At 71.3% G+C, this 15,862-nt stretch carries 15 protein-coding genes; 10 read left to right on the top strand and 5 right to left on the bottom strand.

The window, feature by feature from the left end; all coding sequences use genetic code 11:
• Nucleotides 1–17 precede the first annotated feature (17 nt).
• Together MFF40_RS08050 and MFF40_RS08045 are read right to left on the bottom strand one after the other, a co-directional pair.
• Nucleotides 18–410, bottom strand: coding sequence for a tautomerase family protein (locus MFF40_RS08050; RefSeq protein WP_147898021.1), 393 nt, complete (start codon nt 408–410; stop codon nt 18–20).
• A gap of 22 nt (nt 411–432) precedes the next feature.
• Nucleotides 433–1,035, bottom strand: coding sequence for a DUF4865 family protein (locus tag MFF40_RS08045; protein WP_238260128.1), 603 nt, complete (start codon nt 1,033–1,035; stop codon nt 433–435).
• A gap of 49 nt (nt 1,036–1,084) precedes the next feature.
• On the opposite strand from MFF40_RS08045, the gene MFF40_RS08040 reads away from it, so the two are divergent.
• Nucleotides 1,085–1,960: a LysR family transcriptional regulator gene (locus tag MFF40_RS08040; RefSeq protein WP_147898022.1), complete on the top strand. Its 876-nt coding sequence runs from the start codon at nt 1,085–1,087 to the stop codon at nt 1,958–1,960.
• A gap of 21 nt (nt 1,961–1,981) precedes the next feature.
• Here MFF40_RS08040 and secB read toward each other — a convergent pair whose 3' ends face one another.
• The gene (secB, locus tag MFF40_RS08035) at nt 1,982–2,482 is read right to left on the bottom strand and encodes a protein-export chaperone SecB (RefSeq protein ID WP_147857047.1); all 501 of its coding nucleotides are present in this window, start codon (nt 2,480–2,482) and stop codon (nt 1,982–1,984) included.
• Nucleotides 2,483–2,821: 339 nt separating this feature from the next.
• Here secB and MFF40_RS08030 point away from each other — a divergent pair, with 339 nt between their 5' ends.
• The 9 genes from MFF40_RS08030 to gmk all read left to right on the top strand — a co-directional run bounded on the left by MFF40_RS08030 (nt 2,822) and on the right by gmk (nt 11,530).
• Nucleotides 2,822–3,538 (top strand): Tim44/TimA family putative adaptor protein, encoded by a 717-nt coding sequence (locus MFF40_RS08030; protein ID WP_147857048.1) that lies wholly within the window; start codon nt 2,822–2,824, stop codon nt 3,536–3,538.
• Nucleotides 3,539–3,556: 18 nt separating this feature from the next.
• The gene (gene mltA, locus MFF40_RS08025; protein ID WP_238260126.1) at nt 3,557–4,750 is read left to right on the top strand and encodes a murein transglycosylase A; all 1,194 of its coding nucleotides are present in this window, start codon (nt 3,557–3,559) and stop codon (nt 4,748–4,750) included.
• Entirely contained in the window at nt 4,747–5,394 is a 648-nt protein-coding gene (locus MFF40_RS08020) for a Smr/MutS family protein (protein WP_147898024.1), read from the top strand. The genes mltA and MFF40_RS08020 overlap by 4 nt, the downstream gene beginning before the upstream one ends.
• A 120-nt stretch (nt 5,395–5,514) precedes the next feature.
• The gene (gene mutM, locus MFF40_RS08015; protein WP_147857506.1) at nt 5,515–6,405 is read left to right on the top strand and encodes a bifunctional DNA-formamidopyrimidine glycosylase/DNA-(apurinic or apyrimidinic site) lyase; all 891 of its coding nucleotides are present in this window, start codon (nt 5,515–5,517) and stop codon (nt 6,403–6,405) included.
• Nucleotides 6,406–6,650: 245 nt separating this feature from the next.
• Nucleotides 6,651–8,051 (top strand): endolytic transglycosylase MltG, encoded by a 1,401-nt coding sequence (gene mltG, locus MFF40_RS08010; RefSeq protein WP_238260124.1) that lies wholly within the window; start codon nt 6,651–6,653, stop codon nt 8,049–8,051.
• Between the two features lie 921 nt (nt 8,052–8,972).
• Complete coding sequence (locus MFF40_RS08005) at nt 8,973–9,416, top strand: hypothetical protein (RefSeq protein WP_238260122.1); 444 nt, start codon at nt 8,973–8,975, stop codon at nt 9,414–9,416.
• Between the two features lie 22 nt (nt 9,417–9,438).
• Nucleotides 9,439–9,693 (top strand): hypothetical protein, encoded by a 255-nt coding sequence (locus tag MFF40_RS08000; RefSeq protein WP_238260120.1) that lies wholly within the window; start codon nt 9,439–9,441, stop codon nt 9,691–9,693.
• A gap of 239 nt (nt 9,694–9,932) precedes the next feature.
• On the top strand, nt 9,933–10,814 hold the full coding sequence (locus MFF40_RS07995) for a YicC/YloC family endoribonuclease (protein WP_238260118.1): 882 nt from the start codon (nt 9,933–9,935) through the stop codon (nt 10,812–10,814).
• A 50-nt stretch (nt 10,815–10,864) separates the two neighbouring features.
• Nucleotides 10,865–11,530: a guanylate kinase gene (gene gmk / locus MFF40_RS07990; RefSeq protein ID WP_147857433.1), complete on the top strand. Its 666-nt coding sequence runs from the start codon at nt 10,865–10,867 to the stop codon at nt 11,528–11,530.
• 28 nt (nt 11,531–11,558) lie between these two features.
• Here the strand turns inward: gmk and MFF40_RS07985 are convergent, their stop codons facing one another.
• Together MFF40_RS07985 and MFF40_RS07980 are read right to left on the bottom strand one after the other, a co-directional pair.
• Complete coding sequence (locus MFF40_RS07985; protein WP_238260117.1) at nt 11,559–14,174, bottom strand: histidine kinase dimerization/phosphoacceptor domain -containing protein; 2,616 nt, start codon at nt 14,172–14,174, stop codon at nt 11,559–11,561.
• A 109-nt stretch (nt 14,175–14,283) separates the two neighbouring features.
• Entirely contained in the window at nt 14,284–15,678 is a 1,395-nt protein-coding gene (locus MFF40_RS07980) for a dihydrolipoyl dehydrogenase (protein WP_238260116.1), read from the bottom strand.
• Nucleotides 15,679–15,862 lie beyond the last annotated feature (184 nt).

Here is a 15,862-nt window from a genome sequence, read left to right as displayed (position 1 = left end):
GTCCGCGCCCTGCGGCCTCACGGACCCGGCGGGCCGTACTGCATCTGCCCGTCGCCGAACGACCAGTTCTCGGGCGCGACCTCGACCAGGTTCACGAACACGTCGGCTGGCTTCAGCCCCGGCTCGCGCCCGAGGTTGCGGGCGATGGCTGTGTAGAGCGACCGCTTCTGTGCGGTCGTCCGTGTGGCGTTGCAGGTGATCTGGATGATCACCAGCCCGTCGCCGCGGTGGATGTCGAGATAGTCCGGCCCGTAGTGGAAGTTCGCCGCCTCGTGCTCGTGGACGACGGCAAACAGGTCGCCCTCCGGCACCGTGAAGGTCTCGCGCAGGGCGGCGTAGATCCCCTCCACGAGGGCGGTGCGGAAAGCCGGGGCTGTGCCGGTGCGCAGGGAGATGCGGATCAGGGGCATCGAAGTCTTGCGGGGATAGGGGTCAGACGCTGCGCAGGGTGTCGAGACCGGGGGCGGCGAGATGCGCGACCTCGGCGCCGGATCGAGCGTCGATAGGGTCGGCAAGCAGGGTGAACCGGGTCAGATGCCACGCGGCGGGGTCGAGCCCGACCAGGGTGGCCAGGACACCCGGTTGCGCGGCCAGGTCCCGGCCCTGGGCCCGCTCGATTCCCCGCAGGCGGAGCAGGTCCTCGTCAGGGCCGACCGGCCGCGTCTCCTCGGACAGGGCGACGGCCGTCGCGGCGCCGCCGAGGCTCACGTCGAACGGAAGCCACGTCTCCACTTGCGGGCGGCCGAAACTTTCGATCACGGCCTGGAACGCTGGGCCGGCGAGGAAGTCGGCGGCGGCGCCGGCCGTGCGCCACAGGTAAAACGAGCTGTAGGCGTTCGCGGGTGCACCGCGCGCCCGCTCCTCAATGGCGACGGCCTTGAAGACGAGGCCGGGTATGGCGGCCCAGCCGGGGGCCCGTTCGGCGATCCGGGTACGAATGCGATCCATCGGATAATCGGCCGGCAAGCGGTGTCGGTAGCGCGCAACGAGCATCGTTCCCTCCTGGGTTCCGATGCCAAAGTTGCCGAGTCGCATCATTTGATCCAGATATCGTTGATCATATCTATCATAACGGATGCTTGTGATGCTGGCCCGCCCCCTCGACCTCGACGGCGTCCTGGCCTTCGTGCGGGTGGTCGATCTCGGCAGCTTCACCCGGGCGGCCGAAGCGCTCGAGACCTCGCAGGCAGCGATCAGCCTGCGCCTCAAGCGCCTGGAGGATCGGCTCGGACAGCGGCTGCTCGACCGGACGCCCCGGCATGTGGCCACCACTCGAAAGGGAGAACTGTTTCTAGCAGCAGCCCGTCGGCTGCTGGAGGCGCACGAGAGCGCTCTGGCCGAGATGGACGGCGTTATCCCGGCCCGGCTGTGCCTGGGAATCAGCGACCACGTTGCTGGGCCTGACCTGCCCGCGCTGCTCCGGCGCCTCGGCCTCGCGAAAGACGGCCTGACCCTGGAGGTGCGGATCGTCCCGTCGCGGGAACTCGCGGCCGCCTTCGAGTCCGCAGGCGAGGGCGGCTACGACGCCGTACTGTTGCGGACAGAGGAGATGCCTGGGCGAGACGGGACCGTCCTGGCACAGGAACGCCTGGGCTGGTTCGCCGCTCCGGACTTCCCGATCCCGCCGGCGGGCGAGCCGCTCCGGCTGGCCGGCCTAGCGGGGCCTTGCAACGTCCGGGCGGCGGCGGCCCGCACCCTCGACGCGGCCGGCCTGCCCTGGACCGAGGTGTTCGTCGGGGGCGGCGTGCTGGCTGTCGGGGCCGCCGTCATGGCGGGCCTGGCGATCGCCGCTCTGGCGCCGAGCACCGCCCCGCCGGGTGCCGTCGAGATCGGAGCGCGCCTCGGTCTGCCCAACTTGCCGCTCACCTGGATCGTGCTGCGGTCCAGGCGGCTGACCGGGCGCCCCGCGGAGGCGCTGCGCACGCTGGCTGCGGCCTATCGCGGTCCCGGCGGCCGCTGACCGCCGGGACGGTTCTGAGCGTCAGGACGCGAGCGGACCGCTGGCGCCCTGGGCTTCCATCGCCTTCTGGCGGTAGAGCGCGACGAAATCGATCGGGTCGATGTACAGGGGCGGGAAGCCACCGTTGCGCACAGCCTCGGCGACGATCTGACGGGCGAACGGGAACAGCAGGCGCGGGCACTCGATCATCACCGCGGGATGAAGCTGGTCGGCCGGGATGTTGACCATGCGGAATACGCCCGCGTACTTCACGTCGAAGGCAAACAGCACTTCGGCCTGAATCTTGGCGTCGCCCTCAAGCGTCAGCTCGACCTCGAAATCGGTATCGGAAAGCTGCTGCGCGCTGACATTCACCTGAATGTTGATCTGCGGGCCCTGGCCTTCCTTGGGCTGGAGCGAACGCGGCGCGTTCGGGTTCTCGAAGGACAGGTCCTTCGTGTACTGCGCCAGCGCATTGATGGTCGGCGCGTCGCCCTGCGGCATGCCGCCGCCGTTGCCGTTGGCTGCCGGAGAGTCGGCCATGCGGATCATCCTTCTCGAACGGCCGGCAGGGCCGGCCCGGGTTGTCGCGGCGCGAGCCGCTGAACGGCACCGCGAAGCGGCCCGGAAGGCAGCGCCGCTAACACGCGCGCCAGGGACGGACAAGCAGCAGGCTGGCGTAGCGCTGGCGGGCGCGGTGTCGGAGACCCATATCGGTTGACGCATGGGGATCGCGGCGTTCCGCACCGGTATAACCGGCTCGCTCCTTGCGCCTTGGTCAGTTATGAGTCGCCTAGACCCGCGAGCGCTTTGCCGGCGCCGCACCGCGCACGACCTCGGCACGGGGCACGAGGTCCCGCCGCGGCCACCATCGGATCGGTGATGCAGGACAGTTTCGACATTACGACGATCATCTTCCTCGCACTCGCAGTCTTCGTGATCTGGCGGCTGCGCTCGGTGCTCGGCCAGAAAACCGGTGCTGAGCGCTCGCCGTTCAAGCCGGTGGATCGAAGCCGTACCGAGCCGCAGGCCCGATCCGAGGGCGACAACGTCGTTCGGTTGCCCGGTGCCGACCGGGTGCAGGCTGCGCCGGCCGCAGCGTCTGCGGCGGTACGCGACTGGCGCGGCATCGCGGAGCCCGGCTCCGAGATCGCCCGCGGGCTCGAGGCGGCTGTCCAGGCAGAGCCGAGTTTCGACCCTCGCGCGTTCATCGAGGGGGCCAAGTCGGCCTACGAGACCATCATGATCGCTTTTGCGAAGGGCGACCGGAAAACCCTGCGCGGGCTGCTCTCCAAGGAGGTCGGCGAGGCTTTCGAGCGGGCCATCGCCGAGCGTGAGCGCAACCGGCAGACCCTGGAAACCACCTTCGTGTCGATCGACAAGGCCGAGATCGTCGCCATCGAGGTGCGTAACCGTGTCGCGCAGATCACCGTGCGCTTCCTGTCGAACCTGATCACCGCCACCCGCAACGCCGAGGGCAAGGTCGTCGACGGCAGCGCCGAGACCGTCGTCGAGGTGCCCGACGTCTGGACCTTCGCGCGCACCCTCGGCTCGCGGGACCCGAACTGGCAGCTTGTGGCCACCGAGGCCGGCGCCTGATTTCGTGACCCCGTTGCCGTGCCAAACCTGCGTGCCTGGTCCGGAGGTATCCCGACCGCCCTCATCCCCGCCCTCGTCGCGACGTTCCTAGCCGGCTCGGCCGCGGCTGCCCCCGCCGAGGTCGGCGGAGCGGTCCTGACTCCCGTGCCGTTCGCGGCTCTAGCGGGCTTTCCCGGGCCCAATCCGGCCGCTTCGCTCGACGCGTTCCGGCGGGTCTGCACCGCGTCCCCGCCATCCACGCCGCAGCCGGCGGGCATCGCAGGCGATCCGGCGGACCTGTCGGCGGCTTGCGCGGCTGCGGCGGAGGTCGCGCACGAGGCGGCGGCCACGTTCTTCCAGGATCGGTTCGAGGCCTACCGGGTGGTGCGTCCAGGGGCGGATCGCCCGGGCTTCCTGACGGGCTATTTCGAGCCGGAGCTGGAGGGCTCGCTCACGCAGGCACCGGACTTCCCGACGCCCGTGCTCGCCCGGCCGGACGACCTCGTCTCGCTGGCCCCCGGAGAGACCCGCCCCGGTCTCGACCCGGCCCTGCGCGCGGCCCGCGCCACCGCTTACGGGTTCGGACCCTATCCGGACCGGGCCGCGATCGAGGACGGAGCGCTGGGCGCCCGGGCGCGGCCGATCCTGTGGCTGCGCGACGGCGTCGATCTCCTGGTGCTGCAAGTCCAGGGCTCGGGGCGCGTCCGCCTGCCTGACGGCCGGGCCGTCCGGGTACTGTACGACGGCCGCAACGGCCAGCCCTACACCGCGGTCGCCAAGCTGATCGTGCAGGAGGGCCACCTGCCGCTGGAAGGCCTCACGCTGGCCCGCTGGACGACTTGGCTGCGCGCGCATCCCGAGACCGCGCGGCGGCTGATCCGCGCCAACGCCTCCTACATCTTCTTCCGCCTGGCCCCGGTGGAGGATCCGGCGCTCGGGCCGCCGGGGGCCGCCAACGCGCCGCTGACGCCCGGGCGGAGCCTCGCGGTGGATGGCGGGCTGTGGCGCTACGGCCTGCCGTTCTGGCTGGACGGGCCGTTGCCGGGCGGCGCACCGGGCGACACCGGACGCCTCGTCATCGCCGCCGACACGGGGTCGGCGATCGTCGGCCCGGCCCGGGGCGATCTGTTCGTCGGGACCGGGGCGCAGGCCGGGATCGCGGCCGGAAACCTGCGCGATTCCATAGGCTTCGTCGTGCTGCTGCCCAAGCCCGCCCGCGGGGTCGCGCCGTGAGGCCGCCACGCCGCACGCGCCGGCTGAGCGCCGGGGAGGCCCGGCTCTGGGGCGAGATCGCCAAGCTGGTGACGCCGCTGACGGGCCGGGCGACGCTGCCGCAGCCAGAGGTCGCACCTCCGGCGCCGACCGCCACCATGCCGCCGTTGACGGCGCCGATCCTGAAGCCGACCGCTTTTCCGGTGGCCAAGACGGCGCGCCCGAAGCCGCCGCCCAAGCCGGCCGTCGCCCTGCCCCAGACGGTCACCGCGGCGCCCTACCAGGCCCCGCTCCAGAGCCATGCCGCGCCGTCGGGGCTGGAGCGGCAGGCCAAAGTCGGGCTGCGCCGGGGGCGTCTGGCCGTGGAGGCGCGGATCGATCTGCACGGGATGGTGCAGGCGCAAGCCCATGCTGCGCTGACAGGATTCCTTCTGCGGTGCCGGGCCGCCGGGCATGCCTACGTGCTGGTGGTCACCGGCAAGGGGGGCCAGGAGAGGGGCGGCTCGTCCTATCCCGATGCCTTCGCGGAGCGGGGGGTGCTCCGGCGCAGCGTGCCGCACTGGCTGCGCGGCGCCGAGCTGCGCGGCATCGTGCTGGGCTTCGAGGAAGCGTCCCGGCACCATGGCGGCGGCGGCGCGCTCTACGTCAGACTTCGCCGTCGCTGAGCGCCAGCCTTCGCGCGCTCTTCGCAGGCGAGGGCGGCAAACCGCGCCGTTGCCGACTTCTTCGAAGAACTCGATATCCGGACCGCGCGCTCGCGTGGTCGAACGAAAAGTCCGAGAACAATGCCGGAGCTTCCCGAGGTCGAGACGGTGCGGCGCGGCCTGGTGCCCGCGATGGTCGGCGCCCGGTTCAGCCGCGTCACCCTGCGCCGGCCGAACCTGCGCTTCCCGTTCCCGGAGCGATTCGCGGCGCGGCTGGAGGGTCGGACCGTGACCGACCTCGCCCGCCGGGCGAAGTACCTCACCGCCGGGCTCGATTCGGGCGAGACCCTGATCATGCATCTCGGCATGAGCGGCCGGTTCGACGTGGCCCTGCCCGACGGACGCAACCTCTCCCCCGGGGACTTCTACCTGGAGGGAGCGCAGGGCACGCCGAAGCACGACCACGTCGTGATGGCGATGAGCACCGGGGCCACGATCACCTACAACGACGCCCGCCGCTTCGGCTTCATGGACCTCGTCCCGAGCGAGACCCTCGCGACCAGCCGCCACTTCGCCCGGATGGGGATCGAGCCGCTCGACGGGCTGACCGGGGCGGTGATCGCCGGCCTGTTCCGGCACAAGGTCACGCCGCTCAAGGCCGCGCTGCTCGACCAGAGCCTGATCGCAGGCCTGGGCAACATCTACGTCTGCGAGGCCCTGCACCGGGCCCGCCTCCACCCGGAGACCCCCGCCGGCCTGCTGATCAAGCCCGACGGGCGCCCGACGCCCAAGGCCAACGCGCTGGCCAAGGCGATCGTGCAGGTGCTGCAGGAGGCCGTGAAGGCCGGCGGCTCGACGCTACGCGACTACGCCCACACCGACGGCAGCGCGGGCGCGTTCCAGCACGCCTTCCGGGTCTACGACCGGGTCGGCGAGCCGTGCCGCCATCCCGGATGCCGCGGCTCGGTCACCCGGATCGTGCAGGCCAACCGCTCGACCTTCTTCTGTGCGACCTGCCAGCCGCCGGTCTGATCGCCCGGCTCTCGCGGCGCGAAACGGCATTTTCGCCACAAACCCGGCTAGGGTCGCGGATCTCGACGCGCGCACCCGGTCGCGGGCTGCCGGTCCCGGCCCGCGGCGCGGGATCGGTCGCGCGGGCCTGACGCGTCGTCCCGGGTGCCGGATCCGGGACGACGCGTCCGGTCGCCGGTTTTGCATCATCGTCGTCCCGAAGGCCGCGTGCCGGCGTTCGGGATGAGGCTCGTGACAGGAACGCGATGTTCTTCCGCCGCTCAAAGACGCCCGCGCCCGAGACCATCGCGCAGGATCCGACGGAGGGCCGCGCGCTGCCGCAGCGGCTGTCGCCGCGCTCGCCGGGCGAGGCGATCAAGCCGACCGCCGCGCCGCCGCCGCCGGAGAAGCCGGTGCGCGAGCGCAGCGGCCTCGTCGGCATCATCAGCGGCGCCCTCACCTTCGCGGTGGCGATCGCCATCGCGGCGATGATCGGGATCACCCTGTTCCAGCGCCAGGTGCGCGAGCCGGGGCCGCTCGTGGCCGACAAGGTGGTGGTGATCCCGACCCACAGCGGCACGGGCGAGATCGCCGAGACCCTCAAGCGCGAGGGCGTGATCGGCCATACCGGCCTGTTCGAGTTCGCCGCCCGCTTCGGCGGACGGCCGGCGCTCCGGGCCGGCGAGTACATGTTCAAGGCGCATGCGAGCATCGCCGACGCCCTCGACACGGTGACCACCGGCCGGCAGGTCCAGCACGCGATCACGTTCCCCGAAGGTCTCACCTCCGAGCAGATCGTCACGCGGCTCAACGACAACGACATCCTGTCGGGCGAGATCAACGAGATCCCCCCGGAGGGCTCGCTCCTGCCCGACACCTACAAGTTCGAGCGCGGCGCCACCCGCCAGCAGATCGTGAACCTGATGCGGGCCAAGCAGCGCGAGGTTCTGAACCAGATCTGGCTCCGCCGCAGCGCCGACGTGCCGGTGCGGACCCCGGCCGAGATGGTCACCCTGGCCTCGATCGTCGAGAAGGAGACCGGCCGGGCCGACGAGCGGCCCCGGGTCGCCGGCGTGTTCATCAACCGCCTCAACAAGCGGATGAAGCTGCAATCGGACCCGACCATCGTGTACGGGCTGGTGGGCGGCCGCGGCACCCTGGGGCGCGGCATCCTGCGCTCCGAGATCGACCGGGCCACGCCCTACAACACCTACGCGATCGAGGGCCTGCCGCCGGGGCCGATCGCCAATCCCGGCCGCGCCGCCCTGGAGGCGGTGGCCAACCCGTCCCGGACCAAGGACCTGTACTTCGTGGCGGACGGCAGCGGCGGCCACGCCTTCGCCGACTCGCTGGAAGGCCACCAGCGCAACGTCGCCCGCTGGCGCGCGGTCGAGAAGAGCCGCCAGGCGCCGCCGGACGCGGTGGACAAGGTCGAGCCGGGCCCCGACCCGAGCACCCCCGGCCGGGCCTCGGCCTTCGCGCCGGGCAACGCCCCGAACACCAACGCGGCCTTCGCCCTCGATTCCGGCACGCCGGGCACCCGCGCCTTCGACGCCTCCGAGGGCACCCGCCTCGATCCGCTGAAGAACCGCAGCTACGATCTCGGCTCGCCCAAGACCGTCCCGGCGCTGGCCGACCCGACGCCGGCCCCGCGCGGGCGGCGGTAGGGGGCGCGTTGCGGAGCAGCGGGCGCTCCCAAACGCGCCCTCATGCTGGGGTGGCGTCGCGAAGCGAAGCCCTCGAAGGAGGCCTCCGGCCGGCCGCGCGATCCCTGAAGGGCTCCTTCGAGGCCGCTACGCGGCACATCAGAGTTTGTGAGTCTTTCGGTTTTTTGCCTCTCTCGTGACCGCTCAGTCCTTGATTTGATTGAGGTCGAGAATGTCGGACATCGAAAGATTTTCGGTCTCTCAGGATGAGGGTAAGGGTGGGATATCCGCAGCGTTGCCCGCCGCACTCCGTCATTGCGAGCGTCGCGAAGCGACCCAGGGCAGCGCGCGATCTGCGAATATGGCGTTTGACCGGGTTGCTTCACTGCGTTCGCAATGACGGCGCTCGATGATAGCTTCGCGCATACGCTCGAAGCTGCACCCGGCCGCGCGCTCTGCCCAAGAGGCCTGCTGCCTCTCGCCGCCGAAGACGTTGATTGTTCAACGATCAGGACTCGCATCGGCGTCGGACCATCCGCCTCGTCATCCCGGGGCCGCGAAGCGGAACCCGGGATCCATAACCGCTGACCAATCCAGGTCCCGCATTGTCGGCGGATCTGGGTTCCAGGCTCGCCTCCGGCGCCCCGGAATGACGGGACGGGAGCTGAGCGCTCGCGCCACGCTCGAGTCTTCAGGACGAGGATGTTCCCTGGGCGGCGATACACCCGGAACCGTGTCCTATGGAGACCACCGGGAATCCGGATGCGCGCTCTCGGAAGCCTGCTCGATCGGTCTTCTCCAATCCCCCGCCCTCGTCCTCAAGGGCCCCACCCTTGGCGGGCCCTGGATGGCTTGATCGCCCGCAGCCTAATCGCCGCCGTACGTTGACCGCTCCAACCTAAAGCTGCATGAGAAGAGATCGGTTCGCCTTAGGGTCAAACCATGCACGAGGGTCCTGCGCCCGGTGACGACAGCTTCGGCCGCCTCGTCGCGCTCAACGCAAAAGTCAACGCGATCAGGAACAGGGCGGAGACGGCGCTTCGGCGCGCCGAGGGCGTGCGGGCCGATCTGCACGCTCTGAAGGACAAGCTGGACCGGATACTGACCGTGCCGCCCGTCGGGTGCATGTCCTGGCCCGCCGCAGATGACCCAACCAACACACATCCCCAACCGTCATCGCAACCTCTGCTCGTCGCGCTCGACGCGATCGGACTGCAGGCGGCCAGTTTGCCCAGGCTGACGGAGGATCTTTGCGCGGCTTACGAAACAGCCCGGGAGGATGGGGACGAGGCTAAGATGCAGATCATCGGGACCGCTCTCCGGCACCTTGGACAGCACTACGCGGCGCAGATCGGACCGCGGGCTGCGGGCGTCGCCGTCAACTGAAGTGTTCTGGAGCGACGAACCGATGGGCGAGCACGGCGACACCATAAGCCAACTCGAGGCGATCGCAGCCACGCTGGGGGTTCCGGTCGCTGCCTTCTACCATTCCGGCGCGCCGCCGCCGTTCGACGGCGGCCTGTCCGAGATCCAACGCATCATGATGGATCTCCTGCGGGCTTTGGAATCCATGTCGGACCCCGAGGCCCGCAGCCGCTGCGCTAAGGCGATCCTCCATGTGGAACAGCCCAAGGTCAAAACCGCCAAAACCAAAGGCCATTGACGGCTGAACGTCCGCGACCGGGCGGAGGAGCAGGGTCCGCGCGATCCCGGGACGGCGCGGAGCGCCGGGTCGCCGCGCCGCGCGCGCAAGGTGGCCGCGGGATGGGCAGCCCCGAAACCGCGGCGCTGTCCGAAACGGAGCCCGATCCGGCATCCCCCCAGCCCGTCCGCCCGTTCACCCCTTCCCCCCGAAGCGATCCGTGCTACAGGCCCCGATCTTCTTGAGGACGGGGGGTCGGCATGGCCCAGATCGCGAGCATGACCGGGTTCGCCCGGGCGGCGGGCACCACCGGGGCGGTGCAATGGGCCTGGGAGGTCCGCAGCGTCAACGGGCGCGGGCTCGACGTGCGCGTCCGGGTGCCGGCCAACCATGACGGCCTCGGCGAGACCGCGCGCGCGGCCCTGCAGAAGACCCTGTCCCGGGGGCAGTGCCAGCTCACCCTGACGCTGACCAAGCCGGAGACGACGGCCCGGGTGCGGATCAACGAGGCCCTGCTGGCGAGCCTCGCGCAGGCGGTCGCCCGGGTGCCGCTGCCCGAGGGCGTGGCGCCCGCGACCCTGGACGGGCTGCTCGGCGTGCGCGGGGTGATCGAGAGCGACGACGAGGCGGCCTCGATGGAGACCGAGGTGTTCGCCCGGGACCTCGCCGCGGGCGTGGTCCGGGTGGTCGCCGACCTGGTCGAGGCCCGCCGGGCCGAGGGCCGCCAACTCGCCGACATCGTCACCGCGCAGGTCGACCGGATCGCGGCGCTGACCCAGGCCGCCGAGGACAACCCGGCGCGCAAGCCCGAAGCGGTGCGGGCCCGGCTGGCGGCCTCCATCGCGGCCCTGGGCGGGACCAACCTCGATCCCGAGCGCCTGCACCAGGAGGCGATGCTGCTCGCCGGCAAGGCGGATGTGCGCGAGGAACTGGACCGGCTGCACGCCCACGTGGCCAGCGCCCGGGAGTTGCTCGCGGCGGGCGGCGCGATCGGCCGGCGCCTGGATTTCCTGGCCCAGGAGTTCGGCCGCGAGGCCAACACCCTGTGCGCCAAGGCCAACGACATCAGCCTGTCGCGGATCGGCCTCGACCTCAAGGCCGTGGTCGAGCAGTTCCGCGAGCAGGTCCAGAACATCGAATGAGTTTTCGGGACCTGAGGGATGCGGATGTATATCTCGACGGAGCCACGCGGATGAGCGGACCGGCCAACAACGTCTCCGACACGATCGCGCGGCGGGGCTTGATCCTGATCCTGTCCTCGCCCTCGGGGGCGGGCAAGACCACGCTGACGCGGGCGGTCGCGCAGGATCCGGCCTGGGCGCTCGACCTGTCGATCTCGGTCACCACCCGGTCGCGCCGTCCCTCCGAGATCGACGGGCGGCACTACCACTTCATCGACCGCGAGGCGTTCGAGGACCTGCGCAGCCGCGACGACCTGCTCGAATGGGCCGAGGTCCACGGCAACTACTACGGCACGCCCCGCCGGCCGGTGGAGAAGGTCTTGGGCTCGGGCCGGGACATGATCTTCGACATCGACTACCAGGGCACCCGCCAGGTCCGGGCCAAGCTCGCCCAGGACGTCGTGACGGTGTTCATCCTGCCGCCCAGCATGGCCGAGCTGCGCCAGCGCCTGGAACGCCGCGCCGAGGATTCGGCCGAGACGATCGAGAAGCGCCTGGCCAACGCCCGGACCGAGATCCAGCGCTGGAGCGAGTACGACTACGTCATCGTCAACGAAGACCTGCAGGACGCCTTCCGGGCGCTGCAGGGCATCCTGTCCGCCGAACGGCTGAAGCGGGCGCGCCGGACGGGTCTGGCGCAGTTCGTCGACGGGCTGCTGGCGGAGGCGGACGCCTGAGGGATCGCGATGGCGGTGGCGATACCGCTCACGCCGTGATCGTGAAGCACGCGCCCGGGTTGTTGGCCACGTCGAGCCGGGCGTTGATCTGGTCGAGCATCGCCCGGATCAGCTTCATTCCGAGGCCGGTGCCCCTGCCGCGCACCTTGGCGTCGGCCCAGTCGTCGGGCAGGCCGGAGCCGTCGTCGCAGACCCGGAGCTGGACCTCGCCGGGGCCGGAGGCCGAGACGCTGACCTCGACGCGGCCGCCGCCGGCGGGGTTGGCGGCGTACTTGAAGGCGTTGGTGACGAGTTCCGTGGCGATCAGCGAGAGCGCCACCGCCTTGCGGTAGGGCACCATCAGGCCGGGCTCGGCCGAGAGGTCCACGGCATGGCCCTCGCCGGCCAGCCCCGCCAGGTCGTTGCACAGGTTCTCGATGGTCTGGCCGAGATCGACCTCGTCGAAGCGCTCGGCCTGGTACAGGCTGTCGTGCACGCGGGCGACGCTCATCACCCGGGCGGAGGTGTCCGCGAAGGCCTGGCGGGCGTCGGGGTCGGCGATCTGCCGGCGCTGCATCTGCAGGAAGGCCGAGACGATCTGCAGGGAGTTCTTGACCCGGTGGTCGATCTCCCGGGTCAGCAGGTCCTTCTGCTCGAGCAGGCGCTCCTTCTCGACGAGCAGGCTGGTCAGCTCGTCGATCTTGCGGCGCTGGCGCAGCACCACGCCCTCCACCGCCTCGGCCAGCGAGCGGGAGAGCTGGACCTGCCACTCGGCCCAGGCGGCGGCGTAGCCGGTGCGCTCCTCGACCCAGCGCTCGAACGAGCGGCGCGGCAGCAGGGCGACCGGGCCGCTGCCGGCGAGCACCGGTTTGCGCGGGTCGCCGCCCCAGGTCACGGTGCTGGGCACCTCGGGCCGGAACCAGACCAGCAGGGTCTCGCGCGACTCGTCCACGAAGGCGGCGAGCAGGCCGCTGGCGATCTCCCGGTACGGGGCCGCCTCCGGGTACGCGGCGGTGAAGCTGTTGCTGCTGTAGCCGGTCTCGCCCGGCGGCAGCCCGTCCCGCAGCCAGCCTGCGATCCGGGCGACCACAGCGGGGGGCGGCGCCCGCCCGATGAGGGTGACCCGCTCGCCCGCCACGATGCCCGCGCCGGTGGCGCTGAACAGGTCGAGCAGGGTCGTCGTGCCGCCGGTGAGGGAGGCCACGAAGTCGTCGGACCGGGTCAGGCCGCGCACCAGCCGGCCCTCGACGCCGAGATGGGCCTGCCGCTCCTCCCAGAGCCGGCGCGACTCGATCTCCTGCACCCGCATTGCGAAGGCGTCGGTGAGCACGGTGGCGGCCGAGCGCGTCTCGGGCGTCACGTAGTGCGGGCGGCGGTGATGGCCGATCATCAGGCCCCAGAGCCGGCCCTCGACCATGATCGAGATCGACATGGAGCCGTTCACGCCCAGGTTGCGCTGGTACTCCAGGTGGATCGGCGACAGCGTGCGGTGCTGGGCGAAGGTCAGGTCGATCGGGCCGTTGCCGGCGCCGGGGGCCGCCACCAGCCCGACCGGCACGCTGTCCCGGTCGATCACGAACCGGTTCTTGGCCCTGGTGTAGAGCGCGCGGGCCTGGGCGGGGATGTCGGAGGCCGGGAAGCGCAGGCCGAGCAGGCTGCGCGACCAGCCCGGCACCTTGTCCTCGGCCACCGCCTCGCCGTTCCAGTCCGCGTCGAACCGGTAGACCAGCACGGCCTCGAAGCCGGTGAACGCCCGGATCTCCAGGGCGGCGATGCGGGCGGCCTCGGCCAGGGTGCCGGCCTCGCGCAGGCGCCCGACCGCGAGTTCGGTGTCGACCTGGCTGGCGGTGGGGAAGTCGTCGACGGATTCGGGCTCGAGCTCGAGCTCGACGATCACCCGGCCGGCATGGGCGTGGGCGACGACGTAGTAGGGCGCGCCGCGGCCGGTCAGGGTCAGCCGGCGGCGGACGGACAGCCCGTCCGACAGGGTGCCGGCGGCGAGCCGCGCGCGGACCGCCGCGACGAAATCCGGAGGCAGCACGTCCGCCAGGGGGCGGCCGGCGAGCGGCGGAGTCACGGGATCCACGATCTCGTCGACGTTGGCCGAAAAAGCCAGGACCTCCAGGGTCCCGGCGTCGGCCGCGATCATGACCGCGTTGGGCTGGATCGAGCCCGGGATGTGGATCGGCTCGCGCTCGCAATGGCTGGCATCCACCGGCTCGGCCCGGGCCCGCCGGCCGATCGCCGCCATGACGGCCTCGCGGGACAGGCCGGCGCCGAGGCTCTCGATCGGGTCGATCGTCAGCCACGTGACCGGCCCGGCCTCCGGGGCCTTGCCGTGGCGCATGTGGACCCGCGCCCGCAGGGGCTGGGGCAGCCGGCCGAACACGTAGTCGAAGCTCTCGTCCAGGGCGCCCCTTCGGGTTCCGGAGAGGAAGCGGCCGCGGAAGCTCGGCACGTTCGTGCCCGGCATCACCTCGCGGAAATAGTTGCGGCCCAGCACCGCTTCGCGCGAGAGGCCCGAAAGCGTGCTCGCGCCTTCGCTGAACACCACGACCGTGCCGTCCGCGTCGAGGCCGATCACGCCCTTGTCGAGGCGGTCCAGCGCGTCGGACGCGAGCGTATCGAGGTCGGGGCCGCCTTGGGGGGCCTGTTTCGGCGGCATCAGGAAAGCACCCCGCTCATTTAGTCTGATATGACCGGGGGCGCAGTGAAGTGCAATGCTTCGCCGGACGCCAAGATCAAACCGGAATCACGATGCCGTTGAACGCAGACTAAGACCGGCACATCCTGTGTGTGATTTCAGACAATGCCGTTGAAAAACCCTCTTCAACTGTAGGGTGGTATATGGGCTGGCTCAGGACAGTTGCGGCGGTCTTTCCATCCGCGATCGCGTGGGTGAGCAGATGCGCGAGATGTTCGACCGCCGGCCCGATCATCTCGGCACCCAGGAGCGTGCCGTCCCGGTCGGCCCAGATCTGCAGGCCGCCGCGATTCGCGCCGTCGACCCGGGCGCGGCCCTGGTCGGCGAAATCGACGGTGCCGGTCACGCGGCCGGGGGCGTCGGCCTCGTAGGGCGCGCCGACGACCGCGACCTGCGGATCGGTGAACACCATGGCGAGGCTGGTCCAGGGTTCCGGCTTCGCCACGGCGCAGGAGGCGGCCAGCGCCGCCGCGTTGGCGCCGGCGATCCCGCCCTGGCGGCTCGCCTCGTGCAGCACCGGCCGCCAGCCGTCGGCGTCGCCGGCGATCAGGATCGGGGCCCCCGCGCAGACAAGGCTGCGCCGGTCGAATTTTGGCACGCCGTCCTCGCCGAGGCGCAAGCCTGCGGCGTCCAAACCGAGTCCGTCGAGGTTCGGCGCGCGGCCGGTGGCGGCGAGCATCCGCTCGGCCTGCGTCACCTGCGCGTGCCCGTGCCGGTCGGTCCAGGCGAGGCGCACGCCGTCGCCGTCACGCGTCGCGGAGTCGAGCCGCGCGCCGAGATGCAGATCCAGTTCCGCCCCGAAGATCGCGGCGGCCTGCCGGGCGAGGTCCGGCTCGGACAGCCCGGCGACCGTGTCGCCCGAATCGATCACCGTGACCCGGACGCCGAGCCGCGTCATCGCCTGGGCGATCTCGATCCCCACCGCGCCGGCGCCCAGCACGGCGAGCGAACCCGGGAGATCGGGGATCTCGAACAGGGTGTCGGTGGTGAGGAGCCGGTCGCCGAGCCCGTGGAGCGGCTTCGGGATGTTCGGGCTCGATCCCGTGGCGATGACGGCGGCCTCGAAGGCGATGCGCGTGTGGTCGTCGACCGTCAGGCTGCGTCCATCGCGGAACCGGGCAGTGCCGGCGATGCGCGCGCCCTCGGGCAGCGCGTCGAGACCGTCGAAGACACTGCCGACGAACCGGTCCCGCTCGGCGCGGACGCGTTCGAGCACCGCGCGCCCATCCACCGCGACGCCGGAGACCCGGATGCCGAACAGGTCGGCGCTCCGGGCCGCGTGGGCGGCCTTGGCCGCGGCGATCAGCAGCTTCGAGGGCATGCAGCCGACCCGGGCGCAGGTCGTCCCCCCCGGGCCGCGCTCGATCAGCACGGCGCTGGCCCCGGCCTCGGTGGCGGCCCGGTAGGCGGCGATGCCGGCGGTCCCGGCCCCGATCACCGCCACATCGCAGGTTTGTTCGTTCATCGTATCCCCGGGCCGGTTGCCGGGGCCAAAGGCCAATCGCTGCCGTTCGTTCCGCGTGCGCCCACGCGCCTCAGGTTGCGGCGTGGGCTTGGCGGTCCGGCTAGCTCTCGGTGGCAACAGAGGTCATATCGCAGCAGACCGGCGCCTTCCCTCCCCCCTTTGCGGGCTACGATGTTCACACATC

This window comes from Methylobacterium mesophilicum, assembly GCF_022179445.1.
Taxonomy (GTDB): Bacteria; Pseudomonadota; Alphaproteobacteria; order Rhizobiales; family Beijerinckiaceae; genus Methylobacterium; species Methylobacterium mesophilicum.
The sequence above is the reverse complement of the archived record's forward strand: the minus strand, read 5'-3'. Positions and strand labels throughout refer to the sequence as shown.

Coding starts and splice junctions, on each gene's coding strand:
- MFF40_RS08050 (WP_147898021.1), bottom strand. CDS start 410: ATGCCCCTGATCCGCATCTCCCTGCGCACCGGCACAGCCCCGGCTTTC.
- MFF40_RS08045 (WP_238260128.1), bottom strand. CDS start 1,035: ATGCGACTCGGCAACTTTGGCATCGGAACCCAGGAGGGAACGATGCTC.
- MFF40_RS08040 (WP_147898022.1), top strand. CDS start 1,085: ATGCTGGCCCGCCCCCTCGACCTCGACGGCGTCCTGGCCTTCGTGCGG.
- secB (WP_147857047.1), bottom strand. CDS start 2,482: ATGGCCGACTCTCCGGCAGCCAACGGCAACGGCGGCGGCATGCCGCAG.
- MFF40_RS08030 (WP_147857048.1), top strand. CDS start 2,822: ATGCAGGACAGTTTCGACATTACGACGATCATCTTCCTCGCACTCGCA.
- mutM (WP_147857506.1), top strand. CDS start 5,515: ATGCCGGAGCTTCCCGAGGTCGAGACGGTGCGGCGCGGCCTGGTGCCC.
- mltG (WP_238260124.1), top strand. CDS start 6,651: ATGTTCTTCCGCCGCTCAAAGACGCCCGCGCCCGAGACCATCGCGCAG.
- MFF40_RS08005 (WP_238260122.1), top strand. CDS start 8,973: ATGCACGAGGGTCCTGCGCCCGGTGACGACAGCTTCGGCCGCCTCGTC.
- MFF40_RS08000 (WP_238260120.1), top strand. CDS start 9,439: ATGGGCGAGCACGGCGACACCATAAGCCAACTCGAGGCGATCGCAGCC.
- MFF40_RS07995 (WP_238260118.1), top strand. CDS start 9,933: ATGGCCCAGATCGCGAGCATGACCGGGTTCGCCCGGGCGGCGGGCACC.
- gmk (WP_147857433.1), top strand. CDS start 10,865: ATGAGCGGACCGGCCAACAACGTCTCCGACACGATCGCGCGGCGGGGC.
- MFF40_RS07985 (WP_238260117.1), bottom strand. CDS start 14,174: ATGCCGCCGAAACAGGCCCCCCAAGGCGGCCCCGACCTCGATACGCTC.
- MFF40_RS07980 (WP_238260116.1), bottom strand. CDS start 15,678: ATGAACGAACAAACCTGCGATGTGGCGGTGATCGGGGCCGGGACCGCC.